The following is a 19,691-nucleotide window of genomic DNA, read 5'->3' on the forward strand; positions in this document are numbered from 1 at the left end:
AATGTTCTACATAATATAAATAGCCGGAAGAAATTCTTCCGGCTATTTTATGCGTGCAGATACCTGCACTTAGGGTTAAAAATTGGTTCTTTTGATTAGAATTTATAGTTCAGGCCTAACTGAAATATTCTGTTATTGTTTTCAGCAGCAGGTCTGCTCTTATCAATTTTCGTTAAGCTGTTTACATATCTTGCATTGATACCAATGTTGGAAGTGATATCATATCCTAAACCAAGGCCCAATCCGAAATTGAATTTGTTGATCATATCTTTGTCAATATCCTGAGAATTTGAACTTTCAGTAGTGGTAGTAACACCGCCTGTAGTACTTGCTACACTAGATTCGGATTTGTTTTTACCATTAAGGAAATAACTGAATTCAGGTCCTGCTTCAATATAAAACTTGTCAACAGGTCTCATTTGAACCATTAATGGAACTGAAATATAGTTCATTTGTACTCTGCTCTGCACCTTCGTCTTTACGTTCGTAACTCCATTGTCAGTTTCTGTAGAATACATTACATCTTTTGCCCCCATTTGGTTAAATAGTACCTCTGGCTGGATGCTGAATTGTTTTGAAACTGGAATATTAACGAATGCACCTGCATGAAAACCTAGTTGCTGGGTATTGATCCCAAACTTCTGCTGACTGAAATAAGCGGAGTTTCCCCCTGCTTTAATTCCAAATCTTACGGGTTGAACATCTTTTTTTAGTGGTGATGCATTTACTGTTTTTGTTTCTGTCTCCTGAGCGAAAGCTAATGTACCAGCAGTTAATGCTAATCCTAAAAATAACTTCTTCATAATTTTATTTTTTAATTTTACTATTTGTGTGTTGAATGATTTTTCAATCAGACTCCAATTATTTTGCAAAATGCTTGCCAAAGTTGAAAAACGCCTATTCATAGAGGGTTTTAAGGGGTTTTTGGAAAGTTTTTTTTTAATCATTTATCCCTTTTTAATGAATAAATATATTGCCAAACTTAATATTTTATGAATAGAGTTGAAGACTCAGAAAGCTTTAATGTAGATAATTGAAATGATAAAATATTCAGAAAACAGAACCGATTTTTATAAATAATGATAAGACATCCCGCTGTTTTCAAAATCTGAAATAAAAACACTGAACTATCTATGGCCCTGTATCGATTTGAAAATAATAAATATTCCTATTTAAACTTATAAGCAACTACAATTTGAAACGTATTATTTCTTACGGCTGGATGCTCCCCAGTAGTGTAAAGCGTTTTTAAAGATTTTAAAGTTTTAATTTTTCTTCATTGCAAGGAGGGAATTGGCAAATAAGCGAAAAAGTCAGGCTTAAACTAATAAACCTGACTTTTTCTATTGAAATCAAAATGTATCTAATTATTGGACAACATACATTTCTGTATCATGCCTTGCATTCTATATGTTAACAACCCAATGCTGTTCTCGTTAAAAGTTTATAATGGTAATAGTTAGATTTGAGCATTGAAATTCAATTGAACCAATACCTATTTCATTGTAAAAACGGAATCATAAGTTGGATTTCCAGAATAGAGTACAATCACTACTCAATACGCAAATTTCTTGCCAAAAAATATCAACATAATAAAAAAGCCGGATTAAATTTAATCCGGCTTTGTATTGATTAGAAAAGTCTGCTTTTAAAGCTTCCTGACTTTTAGAATTTATAAGCTAATCCTACCTGGAATACTCCGTTTCTAGAAGCATCACCTGGATTGTTTTTAGGGACATCAGACAATCCTGCAGTGTATCTTAGATTCACTCCGATATTTTGTGTGAAATAATATCCAGCTCCAAGACCAATTCCGAAATCAAAACTTTTCAAATTGTCTTTAATATCTACAGATCCACCGTTGCCTTTTCCTTTAGCACTGATAAGGAAACCGAATTGAGGACCAGCTTCTACATATAAATTAGGAATAAGGTTGTACTGTAACATTACCGGTACTGCGATATAATCCGCGTTAAGTTTCAGATCACTGTTACCTTTATATTTACCACCCAAACCACTGTATAATACTTCCGGCTGTACAGAGAAGTCTTGTGCCACTGGAATGTTTGCAAAAACACCACCGTAGAATCCAGCTTTTGAATTCAAATCACTGTTTGAAATAGTAGAGATATTAAGACCTGCTTTTACACCAAATCTAACTGGTGAAGATGAAGCAGTAGAAGTTGAAGTCTTCTGAGCGAAAGTGAAAGTACCTGCTACTAGTGCAAGTCCTAAAAAAATCTTTTTCATAAGTTTTTATATTTTAATAGTTTTTAAGTTTTATTTAACATTTCATTAAGAATCAAATGGCGTGCCAAAGTTAAAACAGGTTGTATATCCAATGTTTATGCGGTATATTGGAAAAAGTAAATCTTATTATTACATAAAACAGCCGGATTAATTCTAATCCGGCTTCACTTTAATTATAAAAACTTAACGAGAAAAGCTAAATAAGCTTTAGAATTTGTAATTTACCCCTACCTGGAATACTCCGTTTCTTACAGATCCCGGTCTGCCATATCCATAAAGATATCTCTGTTGTTTTGCATTTACGATATCAGATAACCCTGCAGTATATCTCACATTCACGCCAATATTTTTAGTAATATTATAACCCGCTCCCAATCCTATTCCGAAATCGAAGCTCTTGGTTGCATTTTTAAGTTGTAAACTTCCGACATCATCTTTTTGTTCTGCCCCCATCAGGAAACTAAATTGAGGTCCAGCTTCTACATAAAAATTAGGAAGTGCTTTATATTGAAACATTACAGGAACGGAAATGTATTCTAAATTAAGTTTTGAATTACGGCCTCCTTTTTCTTTAGCTCCCACAGCACTGTATAATAGTTCCGGCTGAACAGAGAAATCCTTAGCGACAGGAATATTCACAAAAACACCACCATAGAATCCTGCTTTTGCTTTCATATCCATATTAGAAAGGGTAGAAACGTTTAGCCCTGCTTTTAAACCAAATTTGATTTTAGAAGAAGAAGAAGGTGCCGGAGAAGTCGTTTCAGAAGTTGAAGTGGATGTGCTTTGAGCGAAAGCAAAAGTACCTGCAATAAGTGACAGGCCTAAAAAAATCTTTTTCATAGATTAGTTTTATTTTTAAGTTGTTTAACGCTCGGAAAGCAACAAACAACATGCCGTGAAACCCCTTCACTAAGGACTTTATTATATTTTTAACTAATTGAAAAATCAATGCTTCGGGATATATGTTTAACGTTATATCAAAGCATCAATACGTTACCATAAAAAAAAGACCAGATTAAAAAATTAATCTGATCTTTTCTATTGAATATAAAATTTGTTAGTGAATGTGTGAGCTTATTTGAATTTATAAGCTAAACCTACCTGGAATACATTGTTTCTGACAGCATCAGATCCGTTAGGTCTGTTTTTAGCGATATCTGTTAAACCTGCTACATATCTAGCTGTAAGTCCTAGGTTCGGAGTGAAATAATACCCAGCACCAAGACCGATTCCAAAATTGAATGTATTGAAGTTGTCTTTGTAATTGTCTGATGTAGTAGAATCTCCGTTAGATTCATTTTTTAATTTGTTTTTAGCACTTACCATGAAACCGAATTCTGGTCCTGCCTCCACATAAAGATTAGGGATTAAATTATACTGGAACATTACTGGTACAGCAATATAATCTAACTTAGTAGAAGCTGAAAATTTTGTTCCAAATGACGTAAAGTCTGATTTATTACCATATTGTGAATATAATACCTCTGGCTGTACGCTGAATGAAGCTGCTAATGGAATGTTTGCAAATACACCTGCGTTGAACCCTATTTTAGATTTCTGATCATCAAGACCACTGTCTTTTGAAAGTGAAGAAACGTTCATTCCCCCTTTTACCCCAAATGTTACTGGATTAGAAGATGTGTTTCCTGTTTGTTGAGCGAATGCGAATGTTCCTGCAGTTAACGCTAATCCTAAAATTAACTTTTTCATAACTTTAATTTTTTAATTTTACTCTTTCTTAATTTTAAATTTTACTACTTGTTCAACATTTTTCAGTTGAACGCAGAGTATCTTTCAAATTGCTTGCCAAAAATATTTTTTATGATTAAAATCAATAAAAAAATCACTTAGCGTTTAAATGATTTTTTAAATAATTAATTGATTAACAATTGATTATGAATTTAAATAAACATTTGTTTAGAAGAGGTCTAAATTGACAATTTTGTTAAAAATAACCTTTTACACCAGGTTTTTCTTTCCAAAAAAGAGTTAAGCATTATTCAATTTTCTATAAAAAGACAGAGATTCAAGGATATTTTCCTGGCTGCATTGATGATCATAAGTGCAAGAACCAATTCCTGAAAGCAGGGAAAAGTTGATTTTACGGTCTGTATTCTTTTTATCATTCAGTAATAATGCGGTGATATCCTCATCTTTAAAATCATTAATATCCAGGTAAGGATAGTATCTCTGTACATTTTCGATGATGACACTTGCATCTGCTTCAGAAATAAGATTTTCCAGATAGGCCAGATGGGCTTCTGCAATCATTCCCATAGCAACCGCTTCTCCGTGAAGGATAGGATTTCCTTGCTGTAAGCATAAACTTTCCACAGCATGACCTATTGTATGCCCAAAATTCAGCGTTTTTCTGATATTTTGTTCGTGGAAGTCTTTATCTACAACGTCCTGCTTGATATTCATAGAAGTCTGAATATGCGGAATGACTGTTTCTGCCTCCAGTTTGCGAATCTGGATCAGCTGGTCCCAATGATTTTTATCAGCAATTAATCCATGTTTCAGCATTTCAGCGAATCCGCTTCTTAATTCTTTAAATGGTAATGTTTCTAAGAATTTCGGAAAAATAAAGATCTGTTCCGGGAAAGCGAAAGTTCCTACCATATTTTTATAGTGCATCAGATCAATACCTGTTTTTCCTCCTATGGAAGCATCACACATTGATAAAAGGGTAGTGGGGATATTGATGAACTGTATTCCTCTTTTGTAAGTAGATGCTACAAAGCCACCCATATCAGTAATTACACCGCCACCAAGATTGATAACCAGTGCTTTTCTGTCTGCCTGCATTTCTGTAAGAATTTCCCAAAGCTGATTGGCAGTCTGGATATTTTTCATTTCTTCTCCGGCTTCAATCTCTAAAATTTCAAAGCCAAGGTCTGTTTCCATATTTCCTAAAAGAATAGGAAGGCAGTATTCATGAGTGTTTTCATCAACAAGAATGAAGATTTTGCTGAAAGATTTTTCATGAAGAAACGTATTAAGCTGAGAAAAATTATCGTTTAATATTGTTATCATCTTCTAATATTTGTAAAGTTAAAATGTAAACTATAGTGCAAAGTTATGATTCTTAATTTTTAACTCGTAACTAAATTACTATCTTTGCAGAAATTTTTAGAATGAGCAGAGATAATAATAATTCAGACAGACCAAAGAGACCAAGAATTTCAACCAAGAAAAGTTCTGATGATTCTCGTGCTTCCAGATCTGGAAATTCTTCAGGATCAAAACCTTTTAAAAAACCTTTTTCTAAAGACGGAGGCAGAACAGCGCCGGAACATAGAGGGACTAACTCAAAATTTGACAAGAAACCTTTCAAGAGAACTGCAGACAGCTCTGAAGGTTCCAATGAAGATATGGGTTCAAAATCTGAAAAAAAACCTTACATCACCAATAAAAGTGAGAGTTTTGAGAGAAAGTCTTTCGGAAAACCCAAAAGAGGAGGAAATAGTTTTAATACAAGAGATAAATATGAAAGAGGTAGTCTGAAATATGGCAGAAGACCCTCTAATGGAGATGAAAGGGATGACAGAGCAAAATCTTTTGTACAAAAAAGAAGGTTAAATAAAATTGACAAAGATGTTCATAAAGATACTATCCGTCTAAATAAGTATATAGCGAATTCAGGGATCTGCAGTAGGAGAGAAGCTGATGAACTTATTACTCAGGGATTGGTAGAAGTAAACGGAAAAGTAGTCAACGAAATGGGCTATCAGGTACAGAAAACCGACAGAGTAGTTTTTGACGGACAGAGTATTACTCCTGAAAAACCTGTTTATGTGCTTCTTAATAAACCAAAAGGGTACATTTCTACGACGAAAGATGACAAAGCCAGAAAAACAGTAATGGATCTTGTAGCAAATGCTTCTCCTTACAGAGTTTTCCCGGTTGGAAGATTAGACCGTTCTACAACAGGGGTTATTTTATTGACCAATGACGGACACATGACTAAAAAATTAACGCATCCATCTTTTGATGCTAAAAAGATTTACCATGTAACGTTAGATAAAAAGCTTACCGGGGAAGATCTACGTCTTATTGCAGAAGGAATCCGTCTTGATGAAGGGGTAGCAGTTGTTGATCAGATTTCATACATTGAAGGAAAGCCTAAAAATGAGATCGGAATCGAGATTCATATTGGATGGAACCGTGTTATCAGAAGAATATTCCAAAGATTAGGATATGAAGTGGAAGCTTTAGACAGAGTAATGTTTGCCGGATTAACGAAGAAGAATATCAAGAGAGGACACTGGAGAATCCTTACAGAACTGGAGGTAAATAACCTTAAAATGCTTTAATTTAATGATGAATTATGAGTTATAGATGATGAATAAAGGATTCAGATTTTTAACTTATATCATTCTTTTAAAGTACATTTAAGTGTAAAGAATAAAAAAGCGCAGAAATTAATTCTGCGCTTTTTATATATCAATCAGGCTGTGGGTTTTGAAATTTCTATATTAAAATTCATTACCCCAAAACTGTCACTCCTTTTTCAATCATCTCGTAGATGGCGTCTCTGGCGTTGTCTGGTTTTACGTTTACAGCACGTGTACCATTGAAGTGAAGGCATGTTACATATCCGTTGGCCACAGCATCCTGAGCAGTGAATTTAACGCAATAGTCTAATGCCAGTCCTACGATTTCTACCAATTGGATATCATGATATTTCAGGAAATCATCCAGTCCGGTTTTCATAAAATGATTATTATCCTGAAAACCACTGTAGCTGTCAATTTCTATATTTTTTCCTTTTTGTACAATATGGGTTACTTTGTCTCGGTTCAGATCTTTGTGAAATTCTGCTCCGAAAGTCCCCTGAATACAATGATCCGGCCACATAAACTGAGGAACACCATTTAAAATAATACTTTCTCCCACCTGTCTGCCATTGCTGCTTGCAAAACTTTTGTGGCCTGCAGGATGCCAGTCCTGTGTAAGAACCACCTGATCATATGCATTTTCCTCCATCAGAAGATTGATATACGGGATAATTTCGCTGGATCCAGGGACTGCAAGGGCTCCGCCTTCACAAAAATCATTCTGTACATCGACTATTATTAACGCTTTTTTCATATTTTGAATTCTCGAATTTTTGATAAATTTACAAAACTAATCTTCAAAAATTTGTCCAAAACTGAATTATCGGACAAATCGGCAAAAAATAAGCCGGAAGAAGGAATTACTTTCAGTTGTGCAGCGGCTGATTGTCTTTATATAACAATTTTTTTAAAATGATGAAACAGAGAGTGTCATTATTCTTTTATATCTATCATTACTTCTATCTTCGGACTTCAGGCATTTGCGTTTCAAAAAAATAAAACTAAATCTCAATAGCTTATCTTTGCAGTAAATAAGTATTTTTATGTCATTTGAATCGTTAGGATTATCACACAATATTATTCGTTCTGTTAACAAGCTGGGATATTTAAAGCCATTTCCAATACAAGAGCAGGCGGTTCCTATAATTTTGCAGGGAAAAGACCTCATGGGGATTGCACAGACAGGTTCCGGGAAAACGGCTTGTTTTGTAATGCCCATTTTAGAAAAACTACAGAATACTGAAGTTAAAAAAGACCGTAATGTTCAGGTCTTAATATTGGTTCCTACACGTGAATTGGCTATTCAGATAGATGAAGTTTTCAGAGCTTTTACGGAAAATCTGAAGCGTGAGGTTCGTACAATGGCGGTTTATGGAGGTGTTTCCATCAATCCTCAGATGAAAGGAATGTTTGGGGTGGAAGTTCTTATTGCCACTCCCGGACGTTTATTAGACTTAATTGACCATAATGCTTTGAGTATTTCAGGAATTCAGCATCTGGTGATAGATGAAGCGGATAAGATGTTTCAGCTGGGCTTTGGTGAAGAAATGAATAAGCTTTTCGCAATGATGCCTGTAGTGAAACAAACGACTTTGTTTTCAGCAACTTTAAATGATAAGGTTTCTGAAATGAAAGAACGCCTGTCTATTAATCCCACTATTATCGAAATTAAAAAAGAAGAAGTTGAAATTGATCATATAGAACAGCTTGCATATCATGTTTCACCGGAAAATAAAGGACCTTTCCTGCGTTATTTGATTAAAGAGAAAAAAGTGGAAAAGGCTTTGATCTTTGTTTCATCTACAAGATCTGCGGATAACCTGGTGGAAAAGCTTAAAAAGAATAAAATTAAGGCAGTGGCTATTCACAGCCAGAAATCCCAGGGTGCCCGCAGGAATAACCTGGAAGAGTTTAAAGTAAACGGAGCCCAGATTCTGGTGGCAACAGACCTGATTGGCCGTGGAATTCACATTGAATCATTACCATGTGTGATCAACTACGAATTGCCGCGTTCGCCTTTAGATTATATTCACCGTATCGGTAGAACAGGGCGTGCTAATGAGAAAGGAACGGCAATTAGTATTCTGACGGATGATGAATTACAGCATTTCAGAGTGATTCAGAAGAAAATGGGAAAAAAAGTAACTTTACAAAGAACAGAAGGTATTGATTTACATGGATATTAATGCCTGATTTACAATAGTAAAGGCTTCAGTTTTATCAAACTGAAGCCTTTTTATTTGGCAGTGATATTGAACTTTATAAATTGTTATAAGTACAATTAATGCTTTATTCACCTTAAATTCTTGAATTTTTGATAAATTTACACCAAATGATATTCGAGCAATTGTCCAAATGGTAATGACCGGACAAATCGTCAATATTTAAAAATTAAAAAAACTGAGCAATGAGTGATTTAGAGAAAAAAAAGTTTCCAATAGGCCCGTTTGAAGTTCCGGAAAACATCTGTGATACTACATTGGATACTTACATCAAAGTGATCAAAGACTTTCCCGGAAGGTTAAAAAATCTCATTGAACATTTTACGGACGATCAATTGGATACTCCTTACAGAGAAGGAGGCTGGACGGTAAGACAGCTTGTAAACCATCTTTCGGACAGTCATATGAATAGTTTTATACGTTTTAAGCTGGCTCTTACAGAAGATAATCCTACCATAAAGCCTTATGATGAAGCCAAATGGGCAGAGCTTCAGGACAGTTTCCACATGCCTGTAAAACCGGCTATGAGAATGCTGAAAGGAACACACCAAAGATGGGTTGTACTCCTTAAAAGCCTTACAAATAAACAATTTGAAAGAACTTTTCATCACCCGGAGCATCAAAGAGATTATAATCTAAGAGACAGCCTTGCTTTGTACGTCTGGCACTGTAACCATCATTTTGCTCATATTGAAAATCTGAAGAAAGAAAAAGGTTGGTAAGGAAGCTTCTTAATAATCCCATCTATTATAAGGAAATTGTAGACCGAATTTCCATGTTATCTGAAAATTCCCATGGAAGATGGGGGAAAATGAACGTATGTCAAATGCTAAAACACTGTGACCTAGTTCTTCAGGTAGCTTTGAAAAAAGTAGAGCTTCCCCGTATCAACATCGTGTATAAGACGATAGGCATATTCACTAAAGCAGAAATGTATGTCTTCAATAATGGAATTCCCAGAAACATGCCTACTTTTCAAAAACTAATCGTTAATTTTGAGTGTGATTTTGATGTGTCAAAAACCAATCTGCTGAAAACACTGGAGGAATTCCGGGAAGCTTGTGAAAAAAACAGCCTGCCGGATCATCACAGACTATTCGGAAGCATGACTGAAAAAGACTGGACATTTTTAGAATATAAACATCTTGATCATCATCTAAAACAATTTAATGTATGAGTTTTTTTGATAAAATATTCGGTGGAAAAAACGAAACCCCTGACCAAAAAACGTTCTGGAAAAAGATAGAGTCTGAAGAAGACCTTACAAAAGCTATAGAAGATTCTTTTCAGAATAGAATTGCTATATTTAAGCATTCAACAAGCTGTTTTATCAGCAGAACTGTACTGAAGAATTTTGAAAAAGAAGTTGAAAATTCTGATCAGCCGGTCAATGTATACTATCTGGATCTATTAGCTTACAGATCTGTTTCCAATAAAATAGCGGCAGATTTTGAGATCAGACACGAAAGTCCGCAGCTGATTGTAATAGAGAACGGAAAGCCTGTAAACAATGCTTCACACCAGGATATTTCTTTAAGCCAGATTGTATCATGAAGAATATAAATGATTATTTAGCCAAAGTTTTAAACGTTCCCCTTCAGAATGTGAACACCTGCAGTCTGCACTATGAGGTAAAGAAAATTCCTAAAAATCAGTTTCTCCTTCAGTACGGCGAAATTTGCAGGCATATATTCTTCGTAGAAAAAGGGCTGTTGAAGATGTATTCCATTGATAAAAACGGGAAGGAGCATATTATACAGTTTGCTCCTGAAAGCTGGCTGATTTCTGACCGAAGCAGTCTTTATTTCAATGAAAAATCCATTTATTATATAGAAGCAGTTGAAGATTCAGAAATTCTGTTTCTGCATCCTGATTTCTTTAATAAGCTGGTTGAACAGTTTCCAAACAGTATTGAAAGAAGTGATTTTCTGCTTCAGAAACATATCAGAAGCCTTCAAAACAGAATCAACTCTTTGCTTGGTGAGACTGCAGAAGAAAGATATATGAAATTTATTAAAATGTATCCTGATTTGCTTCTGAGAGTACCGCAATGGATGATTGCTTCTTATCTTGGAATTACTCCTGAGAGCCTGAGCCGTGTAAGAAAAGAACTGGCAAGAAAAAACTTCATTCCGGATAATAAATAAAAAGCTGGAAGATGGGAGAGGGAAGCTTGAAGTTCCGGTAAACACAAAAGAACTTGATAGTTATTATTTAAACATCCTTAATAAGAATTGACATAATCTATTCTTAAAACTATAATAACTTCCATCTTCCAGCCTCTATCTTCCTTACTTCAAATAAATTTTTTTCGCGAGATTTCCAACCTGTCTGAGTTTTGCCTGGGTATCTTCTGACCATGGAAGCCCTATGCAGAGTCTCATGCAGTTTTCAAACTGCTCCTGTAAGGTAAACATTCTTCCGGGAGCAATGCTTATACTTTGCTTGATAGCCAGATCGTATAACTCCGTTGTCCGTATCTTCCTGTCAAATTCTACCCATAAAGACAATCCTCCCTGTGGACGGCTGGTTTTAGTACCTTCCGGGAAAAACTCTGCAATGGTCTGAACATAGTTCTGATAATTATTTTGCAAAGTTCTGCGGAGCTGCTGCAGATGTTTTTCATATTTTCCGGATTTCAGAAAGTTGGCTACAGCTTCATTGACGATTGAAATAGAGGATGTGGAATGCAGGAGTTTAAGCTTCATGATTTTATCTTTATACTTTCCTGGTGCAATCCAGCCTACACGATATCCCGGAGCCAGAGTTTTTGAAATGGAGCTGCAATACAGCACACTTCCGTCTTTATCAAAAGATTTACAGCATTTCGGGCGGGTAGAGCCGAAATAAAGATCTCCATAGACATCATCTTCAATCAGCGGAATGCTGTTTTCTGAAAGTATTTTTACTATTTCTTTTTTGTTTTCATCAGGCATACAGCTTCCCAAAGGTGAATTGAAGTTAGGAATGAGCAGGCAGATATCTATTTGGGGGATTACTTTTTTTAAAGCCTCGATTTCTATTCCGGTAGTAGGATGTGTAGGAAGTTCCAGTACTTTTAAACCCAATCCGTTGGCCAGCTGTAAAATTCCCGGGTAGCAAGGACTCTCAATGGCAATCGTATCGCCGGGTTTTCCTAATGCCATCAAGCAGAAAGACAAAGCATTCATTCCGCCATTGGTAGTAATCAGGTCGTTTTCACTCAGATTTCCACCCCATTGCAGAGAACGTATAGCAATCATTCTTCTTAATTTGAGATTTCCCTGAAGCTCTTCATATTCTGTGCCCCCTTCTTTTAATTCCCTGATAGCATTTACGATTTCTTTTTTAAGTTTTGCCTGAGGTAAGAGATCTCCGGACGGTATTCCGATTGAGAAAAAGGTGAGATCCTTTTTACCCATATTTTCATACACTTTACTAATCAGTTCATCCGGTTCGTCATTATTGGCAATCAATGATGGGCGGCTTACTTCCGGTAAAGGCAGTTTTGTGGACGGCAGCTGGCTTACAAAATAGCCGGATTGTGGTTTTGATTCTATCAGAGACTGGGATTCCAGTTCGAGGAAAACACGTTTGGCTGTATTCATACTCACCTGATGTTCCTGGCATAGCATTCTTACCGAAGGAAGCTTATCTCCGGTCTTTAAAATACCATTTCTGATCTGTCCTGCAATTCCGTCTGCAATTTCTGTGTATAAAAATTCTTTGCTCATATTTTCAAACTGTGCTCATGCAAATATACAAAACTGATACTGTGTTTATCAAATTATCCTTTCTAATTTTGAACCATCAATTAAAACCTTTCTTACAATGATGACAAATCAAATAACAAAAGATGAAAATATAAGCGGATGGATCAATGGTTTCATTGGTGTTGTATTATTTAGCGGTGGATTACCCGCTACCAAATTAGCAGTTATGGAAATGAGCCCAACTTTTGTAACAATAGTCCGGGCAGCTGTGGCAGGGATATTAGCTCTTATCGTATTATGGCTGGGTAAAGAAAAACGTCCTGTTAAAGAACAATTAACTCCTTTACTTCTGGTTTCACTTGGCTGTGTGGTAGGTTTTCCTCTTCTATCTGCGTTGGCTCTTCAGTATCTTACTTCGGCTCATTCTATTGTATTTCTGGGAATGTTACCTTTAGCAACCGCTATATTCGGAGTTTTCCGTGGAGGTGAGAGGCCACATCCTATATTCTGGTTTTTCTCTATTGTTGGAAGTCTTTTAGTGATTGGATATGCGGTTTCACAAGGAATATCTGCTTCACCCATTGGCGACATTCTGATGCTGCTTGCTGTTGTTTTATGCGGTATGGGTTATGCTGAGGGGGCAAAACTATCCAAAACATTAGGTGGCTGGCAGGTGATTTCCTGGGCATTGGTACTGGCATTGCCTGTTATGATTCCTTTATTCTTTATTTACTTTCCTGATGATATTGGGAATGTTAGCTTCCAGGGGTGGTTTGGATTGGGTTATATCTCCTTTTTCAGCATGTTTATTGGTTTTGTATTCTGGTATAAAGGATTAGCGCAGGGTGGTATTGCTACTGTGGGACAACTGCAGCTGCTTCAGCCCTTCTTTGGCCTGGCACTGGCAGCCTTGCTTCTTCATGAGCAGGTGAGTATGGGAATGCTGGGTGTGACGGTAGGAGTAATCTTATGTGTGGCAGGTACTAAGAAATTTGCGAAATAATTAAAAATTGAAATCCAAGAATCCCTTGGAAACTACATAAAGAAAGCCCGTTTCATGCAGAAACAGGGCTTTTGCTTTCGTAATCAAAATGTTGCGGTAAATATTAACCTTTTTTAATTGCGAAATATTGCTTATAAAGTTAATTTTTTGATAAGTTTAAATCAATAAGCTTAAAAATGGTTGAAATTAATAGTTTATTTAACTTTATTTAACATTTTAATCGATAGTTAAGGTGCAGTTTTTGCATGCAACTTACAATCGATTACCAATAATATTTTTACTGAGATTAAGAGGATAGGAAGAAGAAAACAATTCCAAAAAAGGCTATTATGGTTATCGACGAAAACATTTTGATTTCAGCGGGAGCGGAAACGAGATATTATACCTCTTCAGAAATTATATTCTATGAAGGGGATACTCCTAATTATTATTATCAGATTATCAAAGGAGAAATAAAACTCAACAATTATAATGAGGAAGGGAAAGAATTTATTCAGAACATTTTATCTGACGGAGAAAGCTGTGGCGAATCCATTCTGTTTATAGAGAAACCTTACCCTATGAATGCAGAAGCCATTACAGAATGCAGTGTTCTCAGACTTCATAAATCTGCCTTTTTCAATCTGCTGAATCACTCTCCGGAATTGTATATGGAGGTAAACAGTTTTCTTTCAGAACGTCTTTATTATAAATTCATTATGATGCAGAGCCTCTCATCTCAAAATCCTTCTATACGGCTGAGAGGATTGATGGATTACCTTAAAAGTTCTCAAAAGGATCTTACCCCTTATTCTTTTCTGGTTCCGTTAACGAGACAGCAAATGGCGAGCCTTACAGGTCTGTGTGTGGAAACTGCAATAAGAACCATCAAACATATGGAAAGAGATAAAATTGTGAGAATTGAAAATCGTAAAATTTTATACTAATTTAAAGCATACTAATTGTAAATTTTTTTATTGAAAAACCTAGTGAAGTTATGAAGACAATAAGCTGCATGAATATTGATGAAAATCTTCTGTACTCTTTTGGTGCAGAAGACAAAGGCTATAAAAAACAGGAATCAGTTTTTAGAGAGGAGGATCATGCATTATATTATTTTCAGATTGGTGAAGGAAAAGTAAAATTGAATAATTATAATGAAAACGGAAAAGAATTCATTCATAATATTCTGGGCAGAAAACAAAGCTTTGGAGAAGCAATGCTTTTTCTCAACCAGGATTATCCCATCAATGCCATATGTCTTGAAGATTCCCGAATAATAAGACTTCCCAAAAATAATTTCTTTGAAATGATCAGGCAGCATCCGGATCTTTCTCTGGAAATGAATGCCTGCCTTTCACAGGAAATTTTTTATAAATTAAAAATGATGCAGAGCCTGGCATCGCAAAACCCTATGCAGAGGTTGAAAGGCTTATTGGATTATCTTAAAAGCTATCATGATGAAGACTGCCACCAGTGTTTCCATATTGCATTTACACGTCAGCAGATTGCCAATCTTACAGGCCTGCGTGTGGAAACAGTGATCAGAACTTTAAAAAAAATGGAAAAAGAAGGCAGCATAACTTTAAAAGACCGCAAAATTTTATATTAATATTTGATTAACATGACTCAGGTCATAAAAAAGTGAATTATTCTGACGTATATTTGGTAAAGAATTATTCGATACCATTCCTAAGACCTCAATAAAAGGCACGCAAAAAGCATTTTGCTTTTATTATTCATTTAAAATTACCGACACTCAATTGTTGCCGTCTAATACTGATATTAGTCACGGACTGTAATATCCATCATTAAACAGTAATATAGAAACTCAGTTATGAAAGCTTAAAATTCAAGAAACCGCAGTTCAAGAGACCATTTATCCTCCGTAGCCGGAAGATCATCAGGACATTCCGGATTCGGAGGCAGACATAATTCATAATTTTTTTTCCGGGATTGTCTCTTTAATCAAATATAAAGAGGTAATCCCTTTAACAAACACCATCAACACCATGCCAAATAAAATATTAGAAACCAATAATTCAGTTTCTGCCATCCAAAAAGGAACTGCAGACAAGACGACTGTCGATAAGAACGAAATGAAAAAGGCTCCACTTCACAAACTCTTTGTAAGTGCCCTGAAAGATATTTATTACGCTGAAAACGCCATTCTTGAAGCATTGGAAAAAATGCAGGAAGCTGCTACCACTGAAGAACTGAAGGAGGCCTTTGAAGATCATCATCTTCAAACCCAAAAGCATGTAAAACGTCTGGAAAAAGTTTTCAAACTTATTGACGAAAAGCCCGAAAAAAAAGAATGTAAGGCTATAAAAGGAATCATTGAAGAAGGTGAAGAAGTCATCAAATCTACAGAAAACGGTTCTGCAACAAGAGATGCCGCATTGATTATTGCCGCCCAAAAAGTGGAACATTACGAAATTGCTGCGTATGGCGGCCTTGCACAACTTGCAGTTACCATGGGACATGATAAAGCTGCTGATCTCCTTGCAAGAACACTTCAGGAAGAAGAAGATACCGATTCGCATCTTACAGATATTGCGGAAACATCCATCAATTTTGATGCAGAACAGGAAGATTAAAAATACACGATACGTCATATAGCCTGTTCTATATGACCCATTTTAACCATGAAATCAAAAATATATGGACGGTCATAAAATAATAAAAACACTGAGACACAAAGATTTTATAAAAGTAACCCATACAGGAAAATGTTTTGAGGATGGAGCTGCAATCTATGCCAAAGAAATAAGGGAAAATATTTTTCTTTTATTCATTATCCTGAAAGATATTGATATTGAAAATATACAGGCATTAATTGCTCATTTCGACTGCTTCAGCAGTATTGGGTTAAAAGAACCGGAACAGATCATGTTTTATCTGTCCATCAAAGATAAAAATGACCTCCATTATTTTGAGCAATATTTAAAAGCTTCTCATAACTAATACCCTTTTGAACATGATATTTGAAAACGAAACATTACAACATTCCGGGCTGAATGATAAAAATAATGCACTAGAGAATGAATCTTTATTTCCGCCTATTATCAATTCTTACGGAGTGACAGCTTTTCTGATCAAATCATTGGAAAAGATTAAAAATAATGCTCAATGTGAGGTTCTGAAAAGAGTAATAGATGCTTATATGGAAGAATATATCCTTCATATCCGTGAGTTTCATACTAAAAATAGCATGGAAAGCACTGATAGGAATGATGAAATAAGATTTGAATCCCCGGATTTCACTTTGTATGCTAAAACAGCCTACTATAAAGTACTGAAGGAAGAAGAATATATCAACAGGCTTCTTGAAATTCTGGAGAAAAAAGCAGATTAATTCTGCGGGATAGCTCTTTATCCTATTGCTTTGAACCCTATACCAACCACAAAAAGATTATGAATATGAAAACGAACAAACACAGCAAAAAAGCAGAACAGCTGGATGTACACAGTACTTCCAATGAAAATGAAAAGCTGACCACCAATCAGGGCTTAAAGATCAATAACAATCAGGATTCTTTGAAAGCCGGAGAGCGTGGTCCTTCATTACTGGAAGATTTTATTCTCAGAGAAAAGATTACCCACTTCGATCACGAAAGGATTCCTGAAAGAGTAGTGCATGCCAGAGGTTCCGGTGCCCATGGCGTTTTTAAACTTAACAAGAGCCTTGCAGCTTACACCAAAGCAAAATTTTTGACAGAACCAGGAAAAGAAACGCCTGTTTTTGTACGATTTTCAACTGTTGCAGGGAGTAAAGGGAGTACAGATCTCGCAAGAGATGCAAGAGGTTTTGCTGTGAAATTCTATACTGATGAAGGAAATTATGATTTGGTGGCCAACAATATACCTGTATTTTTCATTCAGGATGCCATTAAATTTCCTGATCTCATACATGCTGTAAAACCGGAACCTGATAATGAAATTCCACAGGCCGCTTCAGCTCATGATACATTTTGGGATTTTATTTCACTCATGCCTGAAAGTATGCACATGATTATGTGGGTGATGAGCGACAGAGCTATCCCGAGAAGTCTGAGAATGATGGAAGGTTTCGGGGTACATTCTTTCAAATTCATTAATGAAGCAGGAAAAGTACATTTTGTGAAATTCCATTTTAAACCAAAACTGGGAGTACACTCTGTAGCCTGGAATGAAGCTCAGATTATTTCAGGAGTAGATGCTGATTTTCATAAAAGAGACCTTTGGGAAGCCATTGAAAATGGCGACTATCCTGAATGGGACTTTGGAGTACAGCTGATTCCTGAAGAAGACGAACACAAATTTGATTTTGACCTTCTTGATCCTACAAAACTGGTTCCTGAGGAAGAAGTTCCCGTAGAAATCGTAGGAACATTAACTCTGAACAAAAATCCGGATAATTTCTTTGCAGAAACAGAACAGGTTGCTTTTCATCCCGGGCACATCATTCCCGGAATAGATTTCACGAATGACCCGCTGCTGCAGGGAAGATTATTTTCATATACTGATACTCAGCTGTCAAGGCTCGGATCACCCAATTTCCATGAAATACCAATCAACAGGTCCATCAATACCGTTCATAACAATCAAAGAGATGGGCACATGAGGCAGCAGATTGTCAAAGGAAAAACGAGCTACGAGCCCAATTCCATAGGAGGCGGATGTCCTTTTCAGGCAATGATGTCTGAAGGCGGGTTTGCTTCCCAACAGGAAAGAGTTTCCGGAGTAAAGATCAGGGAAAGAAGTAAAAGCTTTGTAGATCATTATTCACAGGCTAAACTATTTTATAACAGCCAGTCGACACCGGAAAAAATGCATCTTCAGAATGCATTGATCTTTGAACTGTCTAAAGTAACCCGTCCAGAGATCAGAGAGAGAATGGCAGGGCAGCTGGCTTACATTGATATGTCTATGGCCCGGAGAGTTGCAGAAAAAGTAGGTGTAGAAGTTAAAAAATTAAAACGGCCCAACCAAAGTCTGCCGGCAGACAGTAATATCATAGACCTTCAGAGCAAAGAAAAAGAGCCTCATACCAAGATTTCTGATGCCTTAAGCATGGTAAATACCGTTAAGAATACGATTAAAAGCAGAAAAATAGGATTTATCCTGGCCAATGGTGCTGATGGCGGAGCCGTAAAAGATTTTAAGGCAAAACTTGAAGCAAAAGGAGCCAAAGTTGAATTAATTGCACCAAGTCTTGCTCGTATAAAAACTGATGATGGTACAGACCTTACCCCGAAACATTCTCTTACCAATACTGCCAGTGTCTGTTTCGATGCATTATTCATTTGTTCCGGCGCAGGCTCCGTAAAAGAACTGATGATTTCAGAAAATAAACACCATGTGCTGCATTTTATCAATGAATCTTATAAACATTGTAAGGCAATTTGTTTTGGTACAGATACACAGGCTCTTTATCATGATTCCAATATATCGGCCAAACAACATGCTGATCCTGGAATCATTACTTGGGAAGATGGAAATCCTGCAGATAAATTTATCAATGCTATTGCTAAACACAGAGTATGGGATCTTGAAATGGAGAGAAATTCATAATCATTAAAATACCTTTCACACCATATTAAAGCTGCTGTTTTTACTCATTCAGCAGCTTTTTGAACCTCTCTTTTTCATCTTCTCAAAATAATTTTAAACCTCATTCAAAATATAATATTATGGAATTTCAACAAAATCTTCTTGAATATATAAGCCAGTCATTCATGACCATTGACGAGACCATTTCCGTTGCTGAAAGTGTTACTTCAGGATGTTTACAGCTGGCTTTCTCCCAGATGCCTAATGCTTCTATGTTCTATAAAGGAGGTGTGACGGCCTATTCTTTACCGGAGAAAGTAAGACTGTTAAAAGTTAACAGACAGGAAGCTGAAGAATGTGACTGTGTTTCAGAAAATATTGCAGAAACTATGGCATTAAACGTTGCCAGACTCTACGAATCGGACTGGTCTATTGCCACAACCGGCTATTGTACCCCGAACCGGAATTCTGGCTATAAGATTTTTGCCTATTTCTCATTTTCCTATAAAGGAGAGATCATTCTGACTAAAAAGCTGGAACTTCACCCCAAAACACAAGCCCTTAATGCCCAGTTGTATTATACGGAATTTATATTGGGATGCTTTAAAAGTGAGCTCAACAGGCTTTTAATCTTAAAATAAATGCTATCAATCTGAAGAATGCACTT

At 36.1% G+C, this 19,691-nt stretch carries 21 protein-coding genes; 14 read left to right on the forward strand and 7 right to left on the reverse strand.

Features of this window, described 5'->3' with window-relative positions; all coding sequences use genetic code 11:
* Window positions 1–95: 95 nt before the first annotated feature.
* The 5 genes from FW781_RS00940 to aroB form a co-directional block, all read right to left on the reverse strand.
* Complete coding sequence (locus FW781_RS00940) at window positions 96–803, reverse strand: porin family protein (RefSeq protein ID WP_228720106.1); 708 nt, start codon at window positions 801–803, stop codon at window positions 96–98.
* A gap of 862 nt (window positions 804–1,665) precedes the next feature.
* Entirely contained in the window at window positions 1,666–2,250 is a 585-nt protein-coding gene (locus tag FW781_RS00945) for a porin family protein (RefSeq protein ID WP_149385701.1), read from the reverse strand.
* Between the two features lie 207 nt (window positions 2,251–2,457).
* Window positions 2,458–3,093: a porin family protein gene (locus tag FW781_RS00950; protein WP_149385702.1), complete on the reverse strand. Its 636-nt coding sequence runs from the start codon at window positions 3,091–3,093 to the stop codon at window positions 2,458–2,460.
* Between the two features lie 234 nt (window positions 3,094–3,327).
* Window positions 3,328–3,963 carry a porin family protein gene (locus tag FW781_RS00955; protein ID WP_149385703.1) on the reverse strand — a complete coding sequence of 212 codons (636 nt, stop codon included), beginning with the start codon at window positions 3,961–3,963 and terminating at the stop codon, window positions 3,328–3,330.
* A 279-nt stretch (window positions 3,964–4,242) separates the two neighbouring features.
* Entirely contained in the window at window positions 4,243–5,289 is a 1,047-nt protein-coding gene (aroB, locus tag FW781_RS00960) for a 3-dehydroquinate synthase (RefSeq protein WP_149385704.1), read from the reverse strand.
* 101 nt (window positions 5,290–5,390) lie between these two features.
* Here aroB and FW781_RS00965 point away from each other — a divergent pair, with 101 nt between their 5' ends.
* A complete protein-coding gene (locus FW781_RS00965) occupies window positions 5,391–6,569 on the forward strand; it encodes a pseudouridine synthase (RefSeq protein WP_149385705.1) in 1,179 nt (392 codons plus the stop codon).
* A gap of 172 nt (window positions 6,570–6,741) precedes the next feature.
* Here FW781_RS00965 and pncA read toward each other — a convergent pair whose 3' ends face one another.
* Window positions 6,742–7,347: a bifunctional nicotinamidase/pyrazinamidase gene (gene pncA, locus FW781_RS00970; protein WP_047384986.1), complete on the reverse strand. Its 606-nt coding sequence runs from the start codon at window positions 7,345–7,347 to the stop codon at window positions 6,742–6,744.
* Between the two features lie 289 nt (window positions 7,348–7,636).
* On the opposite strand from pncA, the gene FW781_RS00975 reads away from it, so the two are divergent.
* The 5 genes from FW781_RS00975 (at window position 7,637) to FW781_RS00995 (ending at window position 10,962) form a co-directional block, all read left to right on the forward strand.
* Window positions 7,637–8,779 carry a DEAD/DEAH box helicase gene (locus tag FW781_RS00975; RefSeq protein WP_149385706.1) on the forward strand — a complete coding sequence of 381 codons (1,143 nt, stop codon included), beginning with the start codon at window positions 7,637–7,639 and terminating at the stop codon, window positions 8,777–8,779.
* Between the two features lie 221 nt (window positions 8,780–9,000).
* Complete coding sequence (locus tag FW781_RS00980) at window positions 9,001–9,537, forward strand: YfiT family bacillithiol transferase (protein ID WP_149385707.1); 537 nt, start codon at window positions 9,001–9,003, stop codon at window positions 9,535–9,537.
* A complete protein-coding gene (locus FW781_RS00985; protein WP_228720107.1) occupies window positions 9,531–9,992 on the forward strand; it encodes a DUF1569 domain-containing protein in 462 nt (153 codons plus the stop codon). Before FW781_RS00980 ends, FW781_RS00985 begins: the two co-directional genes overlap by 7 nt.
* Window positions 9,989–10,369 carry a bacillithiol system redox-active protein YtxJ gene (gene ytxJ, locus FW781_RS00990; RefSeq protein ID WP_149385708.1) on the forward strand — a complete coding sequence of 127 codons (381 nt, stop codon included), beginning with the start codon at window positions 9,989–9,991 and terminating at the stop codon, window positions 10,367–10,369. Before FW781_RS00985 ends, ytxJ begins: the two co-directional genes overlap by 4 nt.
* On the forward strand, window positions 10,366–10,962 hold the full coding sequence (locus FW781_RS00995; RefSeq protein ID WP_149385709.1) for a Crp/Fnr family transcriptional regulator: 597 nt from the start codon (window positions 10,366–10,368) through the stop codon (window positions 10,960–10,962). Before ytxJ ends, FW781_RS00995 begins: the two co-directional genes overlap by 4 nt.
* Before the next feature lie 144 nt (window positions 10,963–11,106).
* On the opposite strand, the gene FW781_RS01000 is transcribed toward FW781_RS00995, so the two are convergent.
* A complete protein-coding gene (locus FW781_RS01000) occupies window positions 11,107–12,528 on the reverse strand; it encodes an aminotransferase-like domain-containing protein (RefSeq protein WP_149385710.1) in 1,422 nt (473 codons plus the stop codon).
* A gap of 97 nt (window positions 12,529–12,625) precedes the next feature.
* Between FW781_RS01000 and FW781_RS01005 the strand changes: the two genes are divergently transcribed.
* From FW781_RS01005 to FW781_RS01040, 8 genes are all read left to right on the forward strand, one after another.
* Window positions 12,626–13,510, forward strand: a complete 885-nt coding sequence (locus tag FW781_RS01005) for a DMT family transporter (protein WP_149385711.1) — start codon at window positions 12,626–12,628, stop codon at window positions 13,508–13,510.
* A gap of 329 nt (window positions 13,511–13,839) precedes the next feature.
* Window positions 13,840–14,436, forward strand: a complete 597-nt coding sequence (locus FW781_RS01010) for a Crp/Fnr family transcriptional regulator (RefSeq protein WP_149385712.1) — start codon at window positions 13,840–13,842, stop codon at window positions 14,434–14,436.
* 50 nt (window positions 14,437–14,486) lie between these two features.
* The gene (locus FW781_RS01015) at window positions 14,487–15,101 is read left to right on the forward strand and encodes a Crp/Fnr family transcriptional regulator (protein ID WP_228720108.1); all 615 of its coding nucleotides are present in this window, start codon (window positions 14,487–14,489) and stop codon (window positions 15,099–15,101) included.
* Between the two features lie 400 nt (window positions 15,102–15,501).
* A complete protein-coding gene (locus FW781_RS01020; protein WP_149385713.1) occupies window positions 15,502–16,089 on the forward strand; it encodes a ferritin-like domain-containing protein in 588 nt (195 codons plus the stop codon).
* A gap of 64 nt (window positions 16,090–16,153) precedes the next feature.
* Entirely contained in the window at window positions 16,154–16,456 is a 303-nt protein-coding gene (locus FW781_RS01025; protein ID WP_149385714.1) for a hypothetical protein, read from the forward strand.
* Between the two features lie 13 nt (window positions 16,457–16,469).
* Window positions 16,470–16,847 carry a hypothetical protein gene (locus FW781_RS01030; protein ID WP_149385715.1) on the forward strand — a complete coding sequence of 126 codons (378 nt, stop codon included), beginning with the start codon at window positions 16,470–16,472 and terminating at the stop codon, window positions 16,845–16,847.
* 59 nt (window positions 16,848–16,906) lie between these two features.
* Window positions 16,907–19,045 carry a catalase gene (locus FW781_RS01035; RefSeq protein WP_149385716.1) on the forward strand — a complete coding sequence of 713 codons (2,139 nt, stop codon included), beginning with the start codon at window positions 16,907–16,909 and terminating at the stop codon, window positions 19,043–19,045.
* 119 nt (window positions 19,046–19,164) lie between these two features.
* Window positions 19,165–19,665, forward strand: a complete 501-nt coding sequence (locus tag FW781_RS01040) for a CinA family protein (protein ID WP_149385717.1) — start codon at window positions 19,165–19,167, stop codon at window positions 19,663–19,665.
* Window positions 19,666–19,691: the final 26 nt, after the last annotated feature.

Origin of the sequence: Chryseobacterium panacisoli, assembly GCF_008274625.1 — a bacterium.
In the GTDB taxonomy this organism is placed as follows: Bacteria; Bacteroidota; Bacteroidia; order Flavobacteriales; family Weeksellaceae; genus Chryseobacterium; species Chryseobacterium panacisoli.